Consider the following 17706-nt stretch of genomic DNA (forward strand, 5'->3'; position numbering starts at 1 on the left):
AGCCGGACCGGATTACACAACAAAAAAACGCCCGTCACCAAACCGAATGCCTAAACCTAGGCTTTTCGTTCGTCGACGGGCATATCGTATTTGTTCCTTATCCATGGGCCAGCAGCTCTTTCAGCTGCTTGATCTGCTTTCGTTCTCCGGCAAGAACAAGCGTTGCACCAGCAACCAGTTTATCGTCCGGACCAGGATTAATCTTCTGCTCGTTTCTCTTTATAATGGCAATGATGTTGGCACCAGTCCTGGGACGTACCTGAAGTTCGGCGATGGATTTGTCCACACATTTGAAATGCGGCTCAATCCGCGTCCACTCAATCATCAAATCTTCCAGCGTGACCTCAATCGTCTCAAGCGCTCTTGGTTTATATGTCATGCCGCCAAGAATTCCGGCAATCTGTCTGGCTTCGTCATCCTCCAGCGTAATCTGGGAAAGGGTCTCCTCCGGATTATCGTTATCAAAATGGTACATCTCTCTGCGGCCATCGTCATGGATAACAACGACCAGCTTATCGCCGGACCTTGCCTGAATAAGGAACTTCTTCCCAATCCCCGGCAAATCGGTTTCGCGAATAATACTCATCTGGTAATCCTCCGTTTTCGTGTAATCAGCGCTACTAAAAGCCAATACTCCCTATTACGGATCAGCCTGAGCGAATGTTTCAAATTTCGCCGTCCGCTTAATCCATCTCTTCTGCCTCTGGAGCAGCAAGAAGGATCAGTGCATCAATCTGCGCTCCAGAAACTCAATAATACCCTGAAATATCCCGAACTTAAAGACCATTTTTCAAAAAAATCCGTGCAACTTTATCCAAACCGGGCAGCCATAGTGCCATTAAGCGCAACAGGAAAGTTCAATAGCTTATTCTTTCCATATCATTAAATTCATAACCGTGATCATGCGGACCAGCCAAACCGGAAATTATTTATTTTATTTCTGAACAAGCCGGTCTGCCGGGAACACAAGTCCGATCTGACGCCGCGCTTCCTCCATAATCTCCGCCGTCACCAGGGAGTTCGTCCAAGTGTTGACCGCACTTTCCCTCTCTCCTCGATTCAGCAGGTCGATAAACTCCCGGGCTTCGTAATACATCGACTCATGCTGCTGCAGCTGTGTCAGATTCTCCACCGTGCCGTCGCGATAGTGAATTTTCACATCATAGGGCTGGTTGATCTTATCAATGAGCATCGTCCCGTTCTCTCCCTGAATTTCGGCAGGCGCATAGGAATCGCTGATTTTGGAATGCATGATAACCCCGTCCATTTCCGGATAGGACAGAAGCAGGCTGCCTTCCCCGTCCACGCCCGAGGACAGCATCACGCCGGATGCCTGAACCGTGTCAGGCTTGCCGAACAGGGTCACCATCGGATAGATACAGTAAATCCCAAGATCCATCAGAGAACCGTTGGAGAACTCGGGATTAAAAGCATTAAGAATTGTCCCCTGCTTGTAGGCATCATAACGCGAAGAATATTGGCAATAGCTTGCAAAATAACGGCGAATCTGCCCCAGCTTGTACAGATTATCCCTCACCGTTCTGAAATTCGGCATCAAGGTCGATTTCATCGCTTCCATGAGCAGCACATCATAGGTTCGGGCTGCGTCAATCATCCGCTTCACCTCAGCCGTGTTCGACGCCATCGGCTTCTCACACAGCACATGCTTCCCATAGCTCATACACAGAACAGCCTGATCTGCATGAAAGGAGTTCGGGCTTGCAATATAAACCGCATCCACCTCTCGATCTTCCAGCATATCCTCCAGCCGGGTGAACACTTTAGGCTCCGCATATTTGGCGGCAAAAGCCTTCCCCTTCTCCTCCGACCTTGAATACACCGCTGACAATACAAATTCCTCCGTATCCAGTGCGGCTTGAATGAACCGCTCGGTAATCCAGTTGGTTCCGATAATGCCGAAACGGACGGTCATCGCATTCACTTCCTTTCCCCTGTTTATCCGTGCTTACGTCTCATACACCACTTATGTTACTTCCAACCTTCGAATGCAGCGATCTTCTCCCGCGCCGTCTCCGGGATCGGTGTGCTCTTGCCGGTCGCTGTGTCCACCAGCACAATCGTCCCTCGTCCGGCAGCCTTCAGCTCGTCATTCACAACCACCGCATAATGAACATCCATGGAGGAACGTCCGATCTCCGCCACCTTGACATGGAGCTTAAGCGGGTCCCGCAAATATAACTGGGCCAAATACTGACATTCCAGATCGGCAACAACCGACACCTGCTGCTTGCTGAACAGCTCATCGGTCAGCTCCAGATTCTCGAAGTATTCAATTCGCCCCTGCTCAAAGTACATAAAATAACTCGTATTGTTCACATGACCGAGAATATCCGTCTCACAGTACCGGATTTTGATCGGAATCGAAAATTGGAATGAATCCAGCCAGGTGTTCGGGTCCGGCGTCATAAAGCTTGGTTTTCTCATGATGATCCCACCTCCGGTAATCAAGGCTCCTCTTCAGAAGCCATCACTTCTACAAGAATATAGAATACAAGCAGTGCCCGTCAATAGAAGAGGCGGGGGAATGATGGTTGCTCCATGCCGCTTTGTACCGTTATCCCTTTCGTTCAGGAAGCTCCCTGATCCTGCGGGATCATGCTGCTGAGCTTGGCGCAACCGCTTCTCGAATATCCGGACAGCGAGTCGTGCTCCAGCCAGTATATCAAAAAAAAGGAGACAGGCCGGTCAGCCCCGGTCTGTCTCCTTCAGAATTGCAGCAAGCTGCGATTCGATTCATTCAGCTTCGTTTCTTATAATACGTTAGCGCCAGGGCAAGGGCCAGCACCGATCCCTTAACGATATCCATCGCATAGTACGGTACCGACAGCATGATAAGCCCGTTCTGCAAAATACCGATCAGCACGGCTCCAACAAACGTGCCAAGCGCATTCGGACGGCCTGCGCCAAAGACGGAGTAGCCGATGAAGGCCGCCGCCACCGCATCCATCAGATAAGGGCCGCCGGAGTTCACCTCGGCGGTCATGACACGCGCGCCAAGCATGATCCCGCCAATGGCGGCAAACAGCGCCGACACCAGGTACGCAACCAGCCGGTAGCGGCTGACCGGAATGCCGGACAACGCCGCTGCTTCGCGGTTGCCGCCGATCATGTACATATACCGGCCATGCTTCGTATAGGTCAGGAACAGATGCACCACGACCACAACCAGCACCATAATGATGATGATCCACGGCACCTGCCCAATCTTTCCGAACACCGCCGGGATTTTGCCGGTTGCAAAATCGCCGTTAGGCATGATCATATTTTGCGAGATGGTCGCTCCCCGGGTATAGGTCAATGCCACGCCCTGGAAAATAAACATCGTCGCCAGCGTCATCAGCATATCGTCGATCTTGAAATTAATGACCAGAAACGCATTCACCAGACCGACAGCCAGACAGAACAGCAACGTCAGCCCGATGCCGATGCCGATATTCTGCCCATGCCACACAAACATCGAGATGACCAGCGCATTCGCAAGCGAGGCGGTCGAACCGACGGACAGGTCAAATCCTCCCACAGACAAGGAAACGGTCAAGCCGACGGCAATGATCGTGACAATCGAGATGGAGCGAAGGATGTTAATAATATTGCTTGGGTTCAGAAAGTTGTCGGCCATTATGCCAAAAACCGCAATGAGCACAACAACGGTAATGATCGTGCCGTACTTGTATAGAAAATCAAATGCGAAGCTCGCCGTCCGCTTTTCTTTTACAGGTCTTGCTGCATTCATGTCAATCCGCCTCCCGTGCAGTAAAGCAAAATCTCCTCTTCATCGGTGGAACTCGTCTCCAGCTCTTGGATGACGGCGCCGTCATACATGACATACACCCGGTCGGTAATGCCGATAATTTCGGACAGCTCGCTTGTCGCATACAGCACACATTTACCGCGCTCCGCCAGCTCGTGGACCAGCTTGAATATATCCCGCTTGGCTCCAACGTCCACCCCTTTTGTCGGCTCGTCAAAAATATACACATCCGCATCCGCAAGCAGCCATTTGCCAATCGCAACCTTCTGCTGGTTGCCCCCTGACAAGTTGCGTACCCGCGCCTTCTCGTTCGGCGTTTTGATGCCGAGACTGTCGATCATCTCTTGAGCCGCCTGCTTCTCCTTGGAGGAGCTAAGCCAGCTCCCCCATGCCGTGAACCGGGACAGCACCGTAGCGGTCAGGTTCGCGGATACGGCTTCTTCCACGAACACGCCTTCGCGGCGGCGCTCCTCAGGCACAAGCGCGATGCCTTGCTGAACAGCGGCATGCGGGGAAGAGAGTCTTAGCTTGCGGCCGTTCAGCAGGATGTCGCCCGTTGCGGTTGCCGATGCGCCGAACAAGGCGCGGCACAGCTCCGTCTTGCCCGCGCCGACCAGCCCTGCGAGCCCGACGATTTCCCCCTTGCGGATCTGGAGATCAACATGATTCACTTTGCCCGGGTCAACGATGCCGCGAGCTTCAAACACCACCTCCCCGACAGATTTCTCCGTCTTGGGAAACTGCTGCTCCATCTTGGTGCCGAGCATATGCTCAACGACACTCCCCTGCTCAAGATTGACGATTTGATCGGTGATAATATGCTGTCCATCCCGCATAATCGTAATCTCATCACAGATTTCGTACAGCTCCGGCAGCCGATGGGAGATGAAAATCACGCTGACCCCCTCTTCCTTCAGCTTCCGCACAAGCATGAACAACTGCTCGGTTTCACTGTGACTGAGCGGTGCCGTCGGCTCGTCCAGCACCAGAATGCGGCACTGCCTGGACACTGCCCGGGCAATAAGCACCATCTGCTTCTCTGCCAGCGTCAGTTCCTTGACCGCCTTCCGGCTCGGAATGCCGATGTTCATCCGCTCCATCACCGTTTGCGCTTCCTTATGCAGTTCATTCCAGCGGACGAGCCATTTGCCCTTCATATCATGGACCATCCGGTCCAGCATAATGTTCTCGCCAACCGTCAGGCTCGGAATGAGCGCGGTGTCCACTTCCTGGTACACCACCTGTATCCCGTAATCCTTCGCTTCCTTGGGAGAGCGGATGTGGACCTCGCGGCCCTCCATCCATATCTCGCCTTCATAGTGGGTGTAAGCCCCGGCAAGAATTTTCATCAGGGTCGATTTCCCTGCACCGTTCGCGCCGATCAAGGCGTGTGCCGTCCCTGCCGCAGTCTGAAAATCAACATTCGATAACGCTTTGACACCCGGAAAAGATATCGAGATGTTCTTCATCTGCAGCAGCGGGGTAGAGGCTGGTGTCGCTACAGCGGTTTCAGTTGTCGTCGTTTCCGTGGAGTTCATCTCAGCGAACCTCATCCCTTCCAATAGGATAGAGCGCCCCTGTCTTCACACGAAGACAAGAGCGCCTTAAAGACTTGCTGCTTATTTACCGTTAGCTTCCTTCAAAGCCTTCATCCAATCCTCTTCAAAATCGGTGCTTTCTCCCCAACCCGGAATTACATTCGCCAGGTTCACCATATTTACTTCTTCCCCTGCCTGCTCCAGGGTCGCACGGTCAATCAAGGTTGGCTGCAGGTTATACGTGTCCGGCGTATCCTCGCCTGCAATCTTCTTCGCCAGGAGGCGGACATTGATCGCGCCGATCATCTTCGGATCAACCGCCGCTGTGGCCACCCAAGGGCTGTCCGCATTCTGCATGATCTCCAGATCCGCATTCGACACGTCGATGCCATAGATCTTGATTTCATTGCGTCCCGCTTCGGTAATCGCTCTGGCCGCACCGATCGCGAAGGCATCCCAAGTTGCGAAGATTGCGTCGATCTCTCCTGCCGGATACTTGGTCAGCAGCGCCGACACTGCATTCTGCGTATCGACCGAGGTCTGGTTGCTGGCTACGCCAAAGCGCTCAAGCTCCTTGATTCCCGGATTGTTGCTCAGCACTTCCTGATACACCTGGTTCCGCCGAACCATTGGCGGAAATCCGTCGACCCATAAGTAGACGATATTGGCATCCGGCCCCTGTTCCTCGACCAGTCGATCCAGCGCCAGCTGAGCCAGCTGCTCATCGTCCTGGGATGTTTGCGTGACACCTTCAACCTCTCCGACCTCAGGTACGGAGTCGAAGGTGACAACCGGGATGCCTTTCTCCCGAATTTTCCGAATATCCTCTACGGTCGCAGGATCATCCCCGTGAGATATAATGAAGCCATCGTACCCGCTGTCGATCGCCTGGGCGATTGCATCGTGAAATTTCGCGGAATCTCCGTCAGCGGAGAACGTATCTACTTTAAAACCCAGCGCCTCGCCTTCCTGCTTGGCTCCCGCCAGGAATTGCGCCGTATGATCATCGCCGCCGATTTTCCGAACGACCATCAGCTTGATTTCATCCTTCTCTGCAATGCCGGCAGGCAGATTCTCTACCTTTGCCGCTGCGCTGCCCGAGCTCTGCGTGCCGCCGCTTTGTCCGCATCCGGTCAATACCATCACCAATGCCAGCGCCAGCAACGTCAGTTTTTGTGCTGTTATACCGACTCTCATGTCCTCTTTCCCCCTGTAGCCATTTAAAGTGTTAATACCAGTAATCCTATAGGATTTTCAATATGCCGTCAATAGATTTCCGCTATTCCTGCTAGATTTATTTAAAATATGAGCGATTTAGTTTGCCGTCCTCAGTTGACCCTGCAATCTGCAACAAAAAAAGAGCCACCCCCCGAAGATAGCAGCTCTATCACGAACACGGATTACAATCACGATTACGCGTTTACGCGATCATGGATGCCTAACATCAATGCTAACATGGAACATGAATGCCTAAATTATCCATCCATTACAACTCGATTCGGACACCCAGTGTCTCCAGCCACGCTTTGGCGATCAGGCCATGCCCCGCCGGGGAAGGATGAACACCGTCCGGAGCCCAGAACGCCGCCTCGCGGCGGGCTGAGGCTGCGGCGAATAATCCGTCCAGCGGCACCAGCAGCGCCCCGTACTCCACCGCCAGCTCCCGCACCGCATGAATCTTCGGGTCCAGATCCTCTCTCCAGGCTCTGCGATCCTCCGGATGCGGCAGAACGAATGGCTCGACGAGAACCAGATTGGCATCCAGCCCGGCCTTCGTCCGCTCGATCAGTTGACGGTAGCCGGCCTTGAAATCTTCCGTGCTCGTCGGATCACCGCTGTCATACCTGCGCCAGCAATCATTGATGCCAATATAGATCGACACCCAGTTCGGCTTCAGATCAAGGCAGTCCTCCTGCCAGCGTTCATTCAGATCCACAACCCGATTCCCGCTGATGCCCCGGTTCAGAAATTTCACGCCAAGCTCCGGGAATTTCATCCCGAACAGGCTGTCCACTAATAACGGATAGCCGTTCCCGAGATCTGACGGGTTGCTCCGGTCTCGCCCACAATCCGTAATGCTGTCCCCTTGAAACAGGACGATATCTCCTTGCTGTAATCGGCTCATTTGGCACAATTCCTCCTTCTGTTTCCCTGCTGCTGGTTGTACAGCGAAATATGCGCCTTCCGCACGGCTGTGCTATGGAAGCGCTTGTACAGTAAAGGTATTAGCCATGAAGGTGTAAAATCCTTCTTTATTATGAACGATCGCAGGGCATCCATCCCTATCTCATCATCTCGGCCTATCCCATCATCTCGGCATTCCTTCATCGCAGCAGCGCATCATGCACCGGAAGGCATGGCCACCCAGTGCCCTTTGGACACCTCCACCAGCTCGGAATGCTCCAGTTGATACTTGTCTTCTCCCGTACGCTCTTCGAGAAGCACGCGCTTCCTCCGCGATTCCACTTTCGGGTCCGGGATTGGGATCGCCTCCAGCAAAGATTTCGTATATGCATGCATCGGATTGGAGTACAGCTCTTCGCTTTCCGCAAGCTCGACAATTTTCCCCATGTACATAACGGCCACGCGATCGCTGATGTGCTTCACCATCGACAGATCATGCGCAATGAACAGATAGGTGAGACCCAGCCGCTGCTGCAGCTCCTCGAGCAGCTTCACGATCTGCGACTGGATCGATACATCCAAGGCGGAGAGCGGCTCGTCGCAGACGATGAATTTCGGCTCTACGGCAAGCGCTCGGGCGATACCGATCCGCTGACGCTGACCGCCAGAGAACTCATGCGGATACCGGGACGCATAGGCCGGGTCCAGGCCGACCATATCGAGCAGCTCCTCTACCCGACGTCTCCGCTCCTGCTTGCTGCCGGTCAGTTTGTGAACATCCAGCGCCTCACCGATGATGTCAACCACCTTCAGCCGAGGATTCAGCGAAGCATACGGGTCCTGAAAGATCATCTGCATATGCCGCCGCATCGCTTTCATCTCGGAGGGGGACAAGCGGTTGACCGAGATGCCCTGATACAGCACCTCGCCGCCGGTCGGCTGATGAAGCCGCAGAATCGCCCGGCCTGTCGTCGATTTGCCGCTGCCGGACTCACCGACAACCCCGAGCGTTTCACCGGCCTTAATATGGAAGCTAATATCGTTAACCGCCTTTAAAACCTTGCCCTTGCCCATATCAAAATGCTGCTTCAGCGACTTCACCTCCAGCAGCGGCCCCTTGTAATCCGTGCCTGGGATGATCAGGGGCGCCGGCTTCGGCTTCTTCTTCTCATGCAGGCGCGGAAGCGCGTTTAACAGCTTCATCGTGTACGGATGCTGCGGATTCTCGAATATCTCCTCCGTCGTCCCCGTCTCCACAATTTCGCCTTCCTTCATAACGACCACCCTGTCGCACATGCCAGCCACAACACCGAGATCATGCGTGATCAATATGATGGAGGAACCGAAGCGCTCCTGCATATCTTTCATCAGGTTCAGAATTTGGGCCTGGATCGTCACATCCAGCGCCGTCGTAGGCTCATCTGCGATGAGCAGGGCCGGGCGGCAGGCAAGCGCAATCGCGATCATCACCCGCTGGCGCATTCCGCCGGAGAACTCGTGCGGATATTGATTGTAACGAGTCTCGCTGTCCGGAATTCCGACCAGCTTCAGCATGTCCAGCGCCTGCTTCTTCGCCTCCGGCTTGGACAGCTGCTGGTGCTTCACCAAACCTTCGGCGATCTGCTCCCCAATTCGGATTGTCGGGTTGAGCGAGGTCATCGGATCTTGAAATATCATGCCGATATCCCGGCCCCGAATGCTCTCCATCTCCTTCTCCGATTTTTCAGCCAGATTCTGTCCCAGAAAGCGAATCTCGCCGCCTTTCATATAGGAAGGAGGGGATGGCAGAAGGCGCATGATCGAGCGGGCGGTGACACTCTTGCCGCTGCCGGATTCCCCTACGATGCCGAGCGTCTCCCCTTTTCTAACCTCAAAGCTGACATCCTTGACCGCATGAAACTCCGAGTCACGCGAACGAAAAGCGACGCTCAAGTTGTTAACCTGCAATATCGTTTCCAATTCTCTCACCTGCCACTGTACGTTTATATCAACTATTGTTAAACTCAAATCTATTGACTTTCAAAATAGGCTCCCATAAAATATACTATATCAATCGGAATAATGCAATTTATGTCGAGGAGGAAGTTCATTATGAAGGGGGCAGAAGCGGCAGCGCAGAACCGGCTTGTCTCTACCATCAGCAATACGTATCGCAAGATTCTTCTGAATCCTTCTTATAAATACTTGTTGTTGCTGCTTGGAGCACCCGTAAATCTCGTTGTGTTCCTGATCTATTGGATCTGGCGAAGGAAAGATCCCTCTACACAGGCGGAAGAGCGAATTCATAGCCAGCTTGTGGAATCCGGGGCTCTGATCAAGCTTCGTGCAGACATCTATGAGCAAGAGAAGCGTAAGGCCGCCTTTTTCAAACGAACGGCGGATGAGCGGCAGCTTCAGCGCCAGGCCGAGCGCATCGCAGACGTCCAATTGCGAGAGCTCGTCAAGGAGCAAGCCGCCAAGGAATTGAAGCTGAGCGGACAGCAGCGTCTGAGCATGGCCGATACATTCGAACGGCTTTTGCAGCACCCGTTATTTTTGGCCGCATCATTCATTCCCGGCCTGCTTATGTACATTCTTATATTTCTATATAGCAATCCTTATATGAAATATATTTTCGAAAGGCTTGTGATGACGGTTTTCGTTATTTTCGGCGTAGCCTTTCTCGTTTTCACCATTCTGTACCTGTCACCCTTTAATCCGGCGGCCAACATTCTGGGCCAGACGGCAACAGCCGATCAGATTGCCGCCTTTAACCGGATCCACGGGCTCGATCAGAGCTACTGGGTGCAGCTGTGGAACAACATCAAGGGGATTGCCTTCTTCGATCTCGGAAGATCGTTCTCCGGCAACGAGGATATTACAGCGAGCATCGCAAGGAAGTTTCCGATCACGTTGACGCTGGCGCTCATCTCGTTGATTGTAGCGGTGGCGATTGCGTTGCCGAGCGGGATTATTTCCGCCACGAGACCGAATTCGTTCTTTGACTATACGTTCATGTTTGTTGCCTTGATCGGACTGTCGATTCCGAACTTCTGGCAAGGCCTGATCCTGATTCTGAACTTCTCGATCAAACTGAACTGGCTGCCTGCAACCTTCAATCCGGCCAACTGGCTGTCGATGATCATGCCGGTGATCGTGCTGGGGACAAGCCTTACCGCTTCGGTCGCCAGAATGACGCGGTCCTCCACGCTGGAGGTCATTAACGAGGATTATATGCTGACAGCCAAGGCCAAAGGGCTCGGCAAGCAGACCATTCTGATGAAGCACGCGGTCCGCAATGCCCTGATTCCGATCATTACCGTCATCGGTCTACTGTTCGGGGGGATGCTGGGCGGTGCAGCCGTCACGGAGAAGGTATTCAATATTAGCGGGATCGGCAGCTATATCGTGGACAAGCAATTCATCCCCGATATTCCGGCGATTATGGGCGGCGTAGTATATACAGCCATCACCATCTCGCTGATCAACGTGATCATTGATATTTTATATGCATTCTTTGATCCGAGAATCAGATCCAAGATGAAACAATACTAAAGCAGGTGTACTCATGATCAATAAGCTTAATTCCAAGCGACATACCAATCACCAGCTGAAATCGTCCCCCGAGTACAGCCAGGCGAGCTTCACATTTGTCTTGTCTTTGGCGATCACGGTCATCCTTCTGCTAAATAGCTTTCATTATGCGGATGGAACGGTACGCTCCTGGGTCTTCCTCGCCTTTGCAGCTTATGCGGTGTTCACCATTATTCAGCTGATCATCGCCATTCTGATCCGGCGGGACCTGCTTCAAGCGGGTGATATCCGGCGCTCTACCAGACTGCTGGGCTATGTGCAGCTGCTGAGCATTCTTTCCGGCAATCTGTTCACCACCGTATTCGGGTGCAACCTGGTCAAGAAGCGGAAGCCGCCCGAGTACACCATCGCGGTCTACATGCTGCTGACCCAGCTGTGTGTCATGGCGATATCGGCCTTGAATTTATTCAAGCCATATGTGTCCAACACCTTTCTGCCGGCGATGTTCGGGTTATTGATCATCACGGTCTTTCATTTCGCATCACTGCTGCTGGTCGCCAAATACGTGGACGGACACTACGCCCATCCCAAGCTGGTGTGGATCGCGCTGCCGCTCGCGCTGTCAGCGGTATCCGGCAATCTGTTCGCCCTGGTGCTCGGCATTAATCTGCTGGCCAAAATCCGCCGCAATGGCAACCCCGCGCTCACGCGCTGGGGAGACGTATGGGTGAAGCTGACAGGCAATTCAACCGCGATGCTCGGCCTGTTCTTTGTTGTCTTTCTGTTCTGCCTGTCGGTGTGCAGCCTGCTCACCTTCGAGTACAGCTTCGCGATTGATAACAACTACAGCGCCATTCTGCTGCCGCCGAGTCTGGAATATCCGCTCGGGACGGATAACTTCGGCCGCGATCTGTTCTCCAGAATTGTGTACGGCGCAAGAATATCCCTGATTGTCGGCTTCGCCTCCACGCTCGTCCCGGTTGTGATCGGGGGCATCCTCGGTGCGATTTCCGGATACTACGGACGTCACACCGACAACATCATTATGCGGATGCTCGACGTGCTGTACGCGATCCCGGGAATTCTGCTTGCGGTGGCGATCATCGCCGCGTTTGGGGCCAATACCGTCAACCTGATTATTGCCCTCAGCGTGGGGGCCATTCCTACCTATGCAAGGACGATGCGAGCCAATGTGCTGCTCGTGTCCACCTATGAATACGTCGATGCGGCACGGGCATTCGGCTCAAGCAATCTGTCGATTATTTTCAAGCATATCGTGCCGAATTCGCTGGCCCCGATGATCGTGAAATCCACGCTTACGATTGGTTCAGCCGTCATTGCAACGAGCAGCTTGAGTTATCTGGGGCTTGGCGTCGAGCCGCATATCCCGGAATGGGGCAATATTCTCAAGATCGGCAGCACTTATCTGGAAACTCATTCTTATCTGGCCATTTATCCGGGTCTTGCCATCATTTTGCTTGTCCTCTCCTTTAACTTTCTGGGAGACGGGCTGCGGGACGCGCTCGATCCGAAACTGGATTAAACTTCAACGCCGTTCACTCAGGATTTTGCAAAATACGATTCCGGCATTGCAAAAGCCTTATTTTATATAACATTACCCAGGAGGTCATCATCATGAAAAAGAACAACCTGCTGCTGCTCATGCTTACGCTTGTCATCGTGCTTGCGGGCTGCAGCGTTACGACCAAAGAAGATGCACAGCAACAAAACCAGCAAGACCCTGCAGCGGAAACACCGGCCGATAACACGGCAGTCGATATTGAACTGCTCGGCATGAGCGCAAACGAATCCGATCTTAACATCATCCGCGACCAGCTCAGCAAGAACGGCTTCAACGTGAAGCTCAACCTGCAGCCGGACTACGGCAGCTACAAAGCTCAGCAGGATGCCGGCAACTTCGACATCGCCCTGTCCAGCTGGACCACCGTCACCGGGAACCCTGACTATGCGGTTCGTTCCCTGTTCAAGACCGGCGGCGACTACAGCATTATGTCGGATGAAGAGGTGGACCGTCTGATCGATGAGGCAGCCACCCAGACGCCTGAAGAAGCGGTTGAGACATATCGTCAGCTTGAGCAGCGTCTCGTGACAGACAAAGCGTACATTGCACCACTGTACATTTCTTTGAAGAGCCAGGCTTTCAACAAAGAGGTGCTGGACCCAAGCTCCGTACGCCTCTCGAAGTCCCGTTCCCTGCCATGGGAAGAAGTCGATTTCAATGATACATCCAAGCGCGCTACCGAGCCGCTCATTTTGTCCCAAGCCAACTCCGAGCTGACCTCGCTCGACCCGATCAAGGGCAACGACGGCTCGATCAACATCATCAACACCAACATGAACGTGCGTCTGATCAACCTGACGGATGATGACAAAATCACTTCCGAAGGCTCCCTGTCCTACAATCATGCCATAGGCGAGGGAAATTATGATTATTACTTCATTCTGCGCGATGATATTAACTTCGCCAGAATCAACAACAAACAAGCCGAGGATTCCGGCGAGCGCGTTGGTGCCGATGACGTCATCTTCTCGATGAACAGAGCGAAAGACAAAGACTCGGTGCCGGACCACCGTACGTATACCCTTCACGAGCATATCAATACTGTAGAAGCGGTAACCGATCTGAGCGAGCTGGAAAATACGAAAGTATCCGGGTCCAGTGAAAGCATCAAGGATGCGCTGGAAAAAGGATTGTCCACCAAAATCTCTGCTCTGGTCAGCGACAAAAATCAGGCCAACAGCAGCGAAGGAAAATACCAGGTCATCAAGCTGACAACGACCGAGCCGTTCCCGCAAGTGCTGAACTATCTTGCCCACCAATCGGCAGGCATCGTGTCCAAGCAGCAGGTTGAAAAAATCAACACGTATGACATCAACAACTTTGATATCAACAAAGACATTCCATACGGGGATCAAAGATCCGTAACCGAAGGGGATGGCTACAACAATACGCTTTATGCCAGCGGCCCGTATATTCTGTCTTACAAAAATGATTACGAAGCCGTCTTCTACAAAAATCCGGGCTACATGAGTGGCACCGAGCATGAGCCAAGAATCGAGCAAATCAACGTCCGCTTCATCAAGGACGCCGAAAGCACACTGTCTGCGCTTCGCAGCGGCGAGATTCATCTGTATTACGGCGTGCCGGAGACCCGCTATGATGTGGTTCAAAGCGACAGCAAGCTGGAGCTGACAACGATCGAGAGCAATGCGGTATCGTACCTCCTGTTCAATACGAAGAACCGGGATGTTGCTAATAGCGATGATTTGAGAAAAGCGGTGCTCTACTCCATCAATCAGGATGAGATTTTGGCCTATTACAGCAACAACAAGATCAAAGCCTACTCTACCGTAAGCCCGATCGTCAAAACCGGCAACGAGCTCGTAGCGGATCCGGCGAAGGTTCAGGAATTCCTGAACGCTTACAAAGCGAGCAAATAATAACGCAGCTTTAGCGATAAGCGGATTCGCGCTCTTGCTCGTTGTGCCTCCCTATCCCCTATCTATAGCCTTTGCATGAGTATCCCTTTTGATCAGGAGGCGGATGATGGGGGCTAAGGAAGGTTCATGGGTTCATGGGTTCATGGGTTCTTGAGTTCTTAAGTTATTGAGTTATTGAATTGCTGGGTTATTCGGCTCAAGAATTCAAGGGTTGAATAAGGACAGCTCGAGGCTGAAAACAGAGGCCGAAAAAGTTAGTCGGCTCTAAATATGCTTCTACGCTGCCTGATCAAACGGGATAATGCTGCAAAGCCCACGGATAGCACCATGCGGGTCGGGGCGCTGCCTTTGGCCCACCTGTCCGATAATGAGAAGTGGCGATACAAGGATCATCTCCTTGCATCGCCACTTTTTTATTTATCCCAAGCAATCGCAGGGCCCGCCTACATCAGCTCGAGCCGAGATCGGGAATACTGCACGTCGTTTCGGCCGGCTCTACTGCGCCGTCACCACCGCTGCCGGATCAATGCAGTCAACCATCGACCGCACCTTCACTGAACCCGGGCTTCCCGGCACGAAAGGCTGATCCTCGTCGCTGCGGCGGTAGAAGGCAACCGTCACTGGGATCCCTGGAATGAGATCAAAGTAGTTGTCGCTGTAGATCCCCTCCTCTTCCTGCGACAGCCACACATGACGCGCCAGCACATCGCTCTCCAGCACGAATGCCGTGCCGCCGTTGTCCTCCTCGATCTCGCGAACGCGAATCGTCGGACGGCTGAGTCGGAGCGCCTTGTCATTCACGAAGAAATACGTCTTGCTGTCCACTTCACTTCCGTCCTCCGTCTGCAGCCGTGCAAGCAGCACCACCTGCGCCGGATCATGACCGCCAAGCAGTTCGCTCTCCGTCTTCCGGTACACAACCAGCGCCGCCTGCTCATCCGCACGAACCGGCTGTTCGAAGGCATTCAGCTCGTTCCCCGCATAATCAAGCAGCTGAATGTGCAGTGTGCCTGCGATCTTCTCGGATACATCCGAGACGAGATGCACCAGCACTTCCTGATCCTTGCCTTCAATGGACAGGCTGACGTCCCGGAAGCTGCGCTTAGCCACGTATTGCAGCGCCTTCCATCTGCCGAGATAGTCCATGCCCGCCCAGGAAGCAACCGGCCAGCAATCGTTCATCTGCCAGTACAGCGTGCCCATGCAATACGGCTTGTTCCGGCGATGCGCCTCAATGGCCATCTTCATGGCTTCGGCCTGCTGAATCTGACTCATGTGCAGGAAGGACTCAAAATCCTTCGGCTCGTTATAATATTGCTCCATGTACGTTTTGATCAGGCGATTGCCCGCCCCATTCTTCTGGTGCGCCAGCATCACCTTCGATTCCAGCTCCATATCGCCTTCCTCCGCGTAAGTCCGCACCGTCTTCGGCTCGGGGAACGACTGGAAGCCATACTCGCTCATGAAGCGACCGACATAAACGTTATAATTGCTGAACGGCTCCTTGTTGTGCCATACGCCCCAATAATGAATGTCTCCACTTGTGGTGGACGGATTGGCATGCTGCGTTTTATCTCCGCTGAGCGATACCATCGGAGATGAAGGCCAATATTCGGCCCCTGGCGCATACGCAGAGACGGCTTCAGGCAGAATCCGGTGGAATACCGCCTCATAATCGCTCCAAATCTTCTCGCGCTGCTCCATCGTGTAATCCTTCTTCCAGCCCCATCCGGCATGCTCGTCATAATGCGCCCAGGCCGAGTCAATCTCATTGTTGCCGCACCAGAGCACGATGCTCGGGTGATTGCGAAGGCGTACAATATTCTCTTCTGCCTCCAGCCTTACGCTTTCGAGAAACGCTTCGTCACCCGGGTACATGCTGCATGCAAACATGAAGTCCTGCCACACCATGATACCGTATTCATTACACAGCTCGTAAAAAATATCCTCCTCGTAAATGCCCCCGCCCCATACACGCAGCATATTCATGTTGGATTCGGCTGCGGACGCGATTTCGTGCCGGTAACGCTCCGCCGTCACTTCCGTAATAAAGCTGTCGTTCGGAATATGGTTCGCTCCCTTGGCGAACACCGGCGTTCCATTCAGCTCAATGTAGAACGAAGTGCCCCGCGCATCCGGCTCCCGCACCAGACGGACGCTGCGCAGGCCGGTTCTCACCTTCTTCTCAGCCGCCACCTGCTGTTCCTTCACAAGCTCGGCATGAAAATCATACTGATGGGCCTCTCCCAGCCCCCGGCACCACCACAGCTTCGGCTCGGCAATGGCGATCTCCAGCTCCACCGTATGGGTTCCGGCAGCAAGCTCCACGTCCTGCTCCCACTGCCGACCGGCGGCCGTCAATCTCAGTTTGCCCTGCCATGCCTGCGTTGCCTCCACCGTTGCCATAGCGGTCACTCTGGCCGAAGCCGGGGATACCTCATCCTGACGGATGAACAGATCGGCGATGCGAACCTCGGACCATGCTTCAATACGCACTTCCCGCCAGATGCCGCTGGTCACAAACCGCGGCCCCCAGTCCCAGCCATAATGGTAAGGCGCTTTGCGCGCAAAAATGCTCACACGCTTGTCGCCCAGCCCCCCAAGCTCAGACTGATCATTCGAGGCCGGCAGCGGGTAACCCAGCGCCGCAAGCTTCGGCAGATCCTCCTGGATTGGCGAACGAAAGCGGATCCGAATCACATTGTCCTCTGACTTCAGGAACCGCTTCACGTCGACACGCCAAGCGCGGAACATATTATCGGCAGACAGCACCTGCGTTCCGTTCACATATACCTCGGCATAGGTATCCAGACCGTCACATACAAGCTCGACTCTCTCCTGGGATTGAACCTCCGGCTCCAGTCGGAACGACGTCTCGTATTCCCAGTCCTTTTTGTCAATCCACTGCAAATCATGCTCATTCGTGCCATAGAACGGATCGGGAATTATTCCGTTATGCAGAAGATCCGTGTGAACACAGCCAGGCACCTTGGCGGGAAGCCATTCCGACTCGTCACTGGCCTTGAATTTCCATGCATGTAACTTCAGAACGTTTAGGGTCATATTGATCTCCTTTTATCCTGTTTTTCCAAAAATATAGCACCCGCCATCCCGGTCGTCAACCATAAAATTATCACTAAACTAACAAATAACCTAATAAATAATCATCATCGTTTTCATTATGTTAGGTAAAGATGTATCGTTTTCTAGGAAATCAGATGATCCCCTTCTGGTAGCGCAAGAAGAATAACAAATAAAGAGGCCCCGATGCTTATCGCATCGGAGCCTCCAGCTGCG

Annotated in this window: 12 protein-coding genes; 3 read left to right on the forward strand and 9 right to left on the reverse strand. The window is 53.3% G+C overall.

The window, feature by feature from the left end; translation table 11 throughout:
• Positions 1 to 97 precede the first annotated feature (97 nt).
• The 8 genes from MKX64_RS04975 to MKX64_RS05010 all read right to left on the reverse strand — a co-directional run bounded on the left by MKX64_RS04975 (position 98) and on the right by MKX64_RS05010 (position 9393).
• Positions 98 to 586, reverse strand: coding sequence for a cation:proton antiporter regulatory subunit (locus MKX64_RS04975; protein ID WP_095265486.1), 489 nt, complete (start codon positions 584 to 586; stop codon positions 98 to 100).
• A 348-nt stretch (positions 587 to 934) separates the two neighbouring features.
• Entirely contained in the window at positions 935 to 1933 is a 999-nt protein-coding gene (locus tag MKX64_RS04980) for a Gfo/Idh/MocA family protein (protein WP_095265487.1), read from the reverse strand.
• Positions 1934 to 1989: 56 nt separating this feature from the next.
• Positions 1990 to 2445, reverse strand: coding sequence for an acyl-CoA thioesterase (locus MKX64_RS04985; RefSeq protein WP_095265488.1), 456 nt, complete (start codon positions 2443 to 2445; stop codon positions 1990 to 1992).
• A 313-nt stretch (positions 2446 to 2758) separates the two neighbouring features.
• On the reverse strand, positions 2759 to 3754 hold the full coding sequence (locus tag MKX64_RS04990; RefSeq protein WP_095265489.1) for an ABC transporter permease: 996 nt from the start codon (positions 3752 to 3754) through the stop codon (positions 2759 to 2761).
• Positions 3751 to 5241 carry a sugar ABC transporter ATP-binding protein gene (locus MKX64_RS04995; RefSeq protein ID WP_155618314.1) on the reverse strand — a complete coding sequence of 497 codons (1491 nt, stop codon included), beginning with the start codon at positions 5239 to 5241 and terminating at the stop codon, positions 3751 to 3753. The genes MKX64_RS04990 and MKX64_RS04995 overlap by 4 nt, the downstream gene beginning before the upstream one ends.
• Before the next feature lie 150 nt (positions 5242 to 5391).
• Positions 5392 to 6507, reverse strand: a complete 1116-nt coding sequence (locus MKX64_RS05000) for a sugar ABC transporter substrate-binding protein (RefSeq protein ID WP_095265490.1) — start codon at positions 6505 to 6507, stop codon at positions 5392 to 5394.
• Between the two features lie 289 nt (positions 6508 to 6796).
• The gene (locus MKX64_RS05005) at positions 6797 to 7435 is read right to left on the reverse strand and encodes an SGNH/GDSL hydrolase family protein (protein ID WP_095265491.1); all 639 of its coding nucleotides are present in this window, start codon (positions 7433 to 7435) and stop codon (positions 6797 to 6799) included.
• A 215-nt stretch (positions 7436 to 7650) separates the two neighbouring features.
• Complete coding sequence (locus MKX64_RS05010; protein WP_341035453.1) at positions 7651 to 9393, reverse strand: ABC transporter ATP-binding protein; 1743 nt, start codon at positions 9391 to 9393, stop codon at positions 7651 to 7653.
• Positions 9394 to 9525: 132 nt separating this feature from the next.
• Here MKX64_RS05010 and MKX64_RS05015 point away from each other — a divergent pair, with 132 nt between their 5' ends.
• The 3 genes from MKX64_RS05015 (at position 9526) to MKX64_RS05025 (ending at position 14409) form a co-directional block, all read left to right on the forward strand.
• Positions 9526 to 10968 (forward strand): ABC transporter permease, encoded by a 1443-nt coding sequence (locus tag MKX64_RS05015; protein WP_341035454.1) that lies wholly within the window; start codon positions 9526 to 9528, stop codon positions 10966 to 10968.
• 13 nt (positions 10969 to 10981) lie between these two features.
• On the forward strand, positions 10982 to 12490 hold the full coding sequence (locus MKX64_RS05020) for an ABC transporter permease (protein WP_095265495.1): 1509 nt from the start codon (positions 10982 to 10984) through the stop codon (positions 12488 to 12490).
• 92 nt (positions 12491 to 12582) lie between these two features.
• Positions 12583 to 14409 (forward strand): ABC transporter substrate-binding protein, encoded by a 1827-nt coding sequence (locus MKX64_RS05025; protein WP_095265496.1) that lies wholly within the window; start codon positions 12583 to 12585, stop codon positions 14407 to 14409.
• A gap of 495 nt (positions 14410 to 14904) precedes the next feature.
• Here MKX64_RS05025 and MKX64_RS05030 read toward each other — a convergent pair whose 3' ends face one another.
• Positions 14905 to 17472: a glycoside hydrolase family 2 protein gene (locus MKX64_RS05030; protein ID WP_341035455.1), complete on the reverse strand. Its 2568-nt coding sequence runs from the start codon at positions 17470 to 17472 to the stop codon at positions 14905 to 14907.
• Between the last annotated feature and the right edge of the window lie 234 nt (positions 17473 to 17706).

This window comes from Paenibacillus sp. FSL M8-0334 (assembly GCF_038000405.1).
Lineage (GTDB): Bacteria > Bacillota > Bacilli > Paenibacillales > Paenibacillaceae > Paenibacillus_AQ > Paenibacillus_AQ campinasensis.

What these genes read in the sequence shown, in the direction of transcription:
- MKX64_RS05000 (WP_095265490.1), bottom strand. Translation starts at nt 6,507, where the DNA reads ATGAGAGTCGGTATAACAGCACAAAAACTGACGTTGCTGGCGCTGGCA.
- MKX64_RS05005 (WP_095265491.1), bottom strand. Translation starts at nt 7,435, where the DNA reads ATGAGCCGATTACAGCAAGGAGATATCGTCCTGTTTCAAGGGGACAGC.
- MKX64_RS05025 (WP_095265496.1), top strand. Translation starts at nt 12,583, where the DNA reads ATGAAAAAGAACAACCTGCTGCTGCTCATGCTTACGCTTGTCATCGTG.
- MKX64_RS04975 (WP_095265486.1), bottom strand. Translation starts at nt 586, where the DNA reads ATGAGTATTATTCGCGAAACCGATTTGCCGGGGATTGGGAAGAAGTTC.
- MKX64_RS04995 (WP_155618314.1), bottom strand. Translation starts at nt 5,241, where the DNA reads ATGAAGAACATCTCGATATCTTTTCCGGGTGTCAAAGCGTTATCGAAT.
- MKX64_RS05030 (WP_341035455.1), bottom strand. Translation starts at nt 17,472, where the DNA reads ATGACCCTAAACGTTCTGAAGTTACATGCATGGAAATTCAAGGCCAGT.
- MKX64_RS05015 (WP_341035454.1), top strand. Translation starts at nt 9,526, where the DNA reads ATGAAGGGGGCAGAAGCGGCAGCGCAGAACCGGCTTGTCTCTACCATC.
- MKX64_RS05020 (WP_095265495.1), top strand. Translation starts at nt 10,982, where the DNA reads ATGATCAATAAGCTTAATTCCAAGCGACATACCAATCACCAGCTGAAA.
- MKX64_RS04990 (WP_095265489.1), bottom strand. Translation starts at nt 3,754, where the DNA reads ATGAATGCAGCAAGACCTGTAAAAGAAAAGCGGACGGCGAGCTTCGCA.
- MKX64_RS04985 (WP_095265488.1), bottom strand. Translation starts at nt 2,445, where the DNA reads ATGAGAAAACCAAGCTTTATGACGCCGGACCCGAACACCTGGCTGGAT.
- MKX64_RS04980 (WP_095265487.1), bottom strand. Translation starts at nt 1,933, where the DNA reads ATGACCGTCCGTTTCGGCATTATCGGAACCAACTGGATTACCGAGCGG.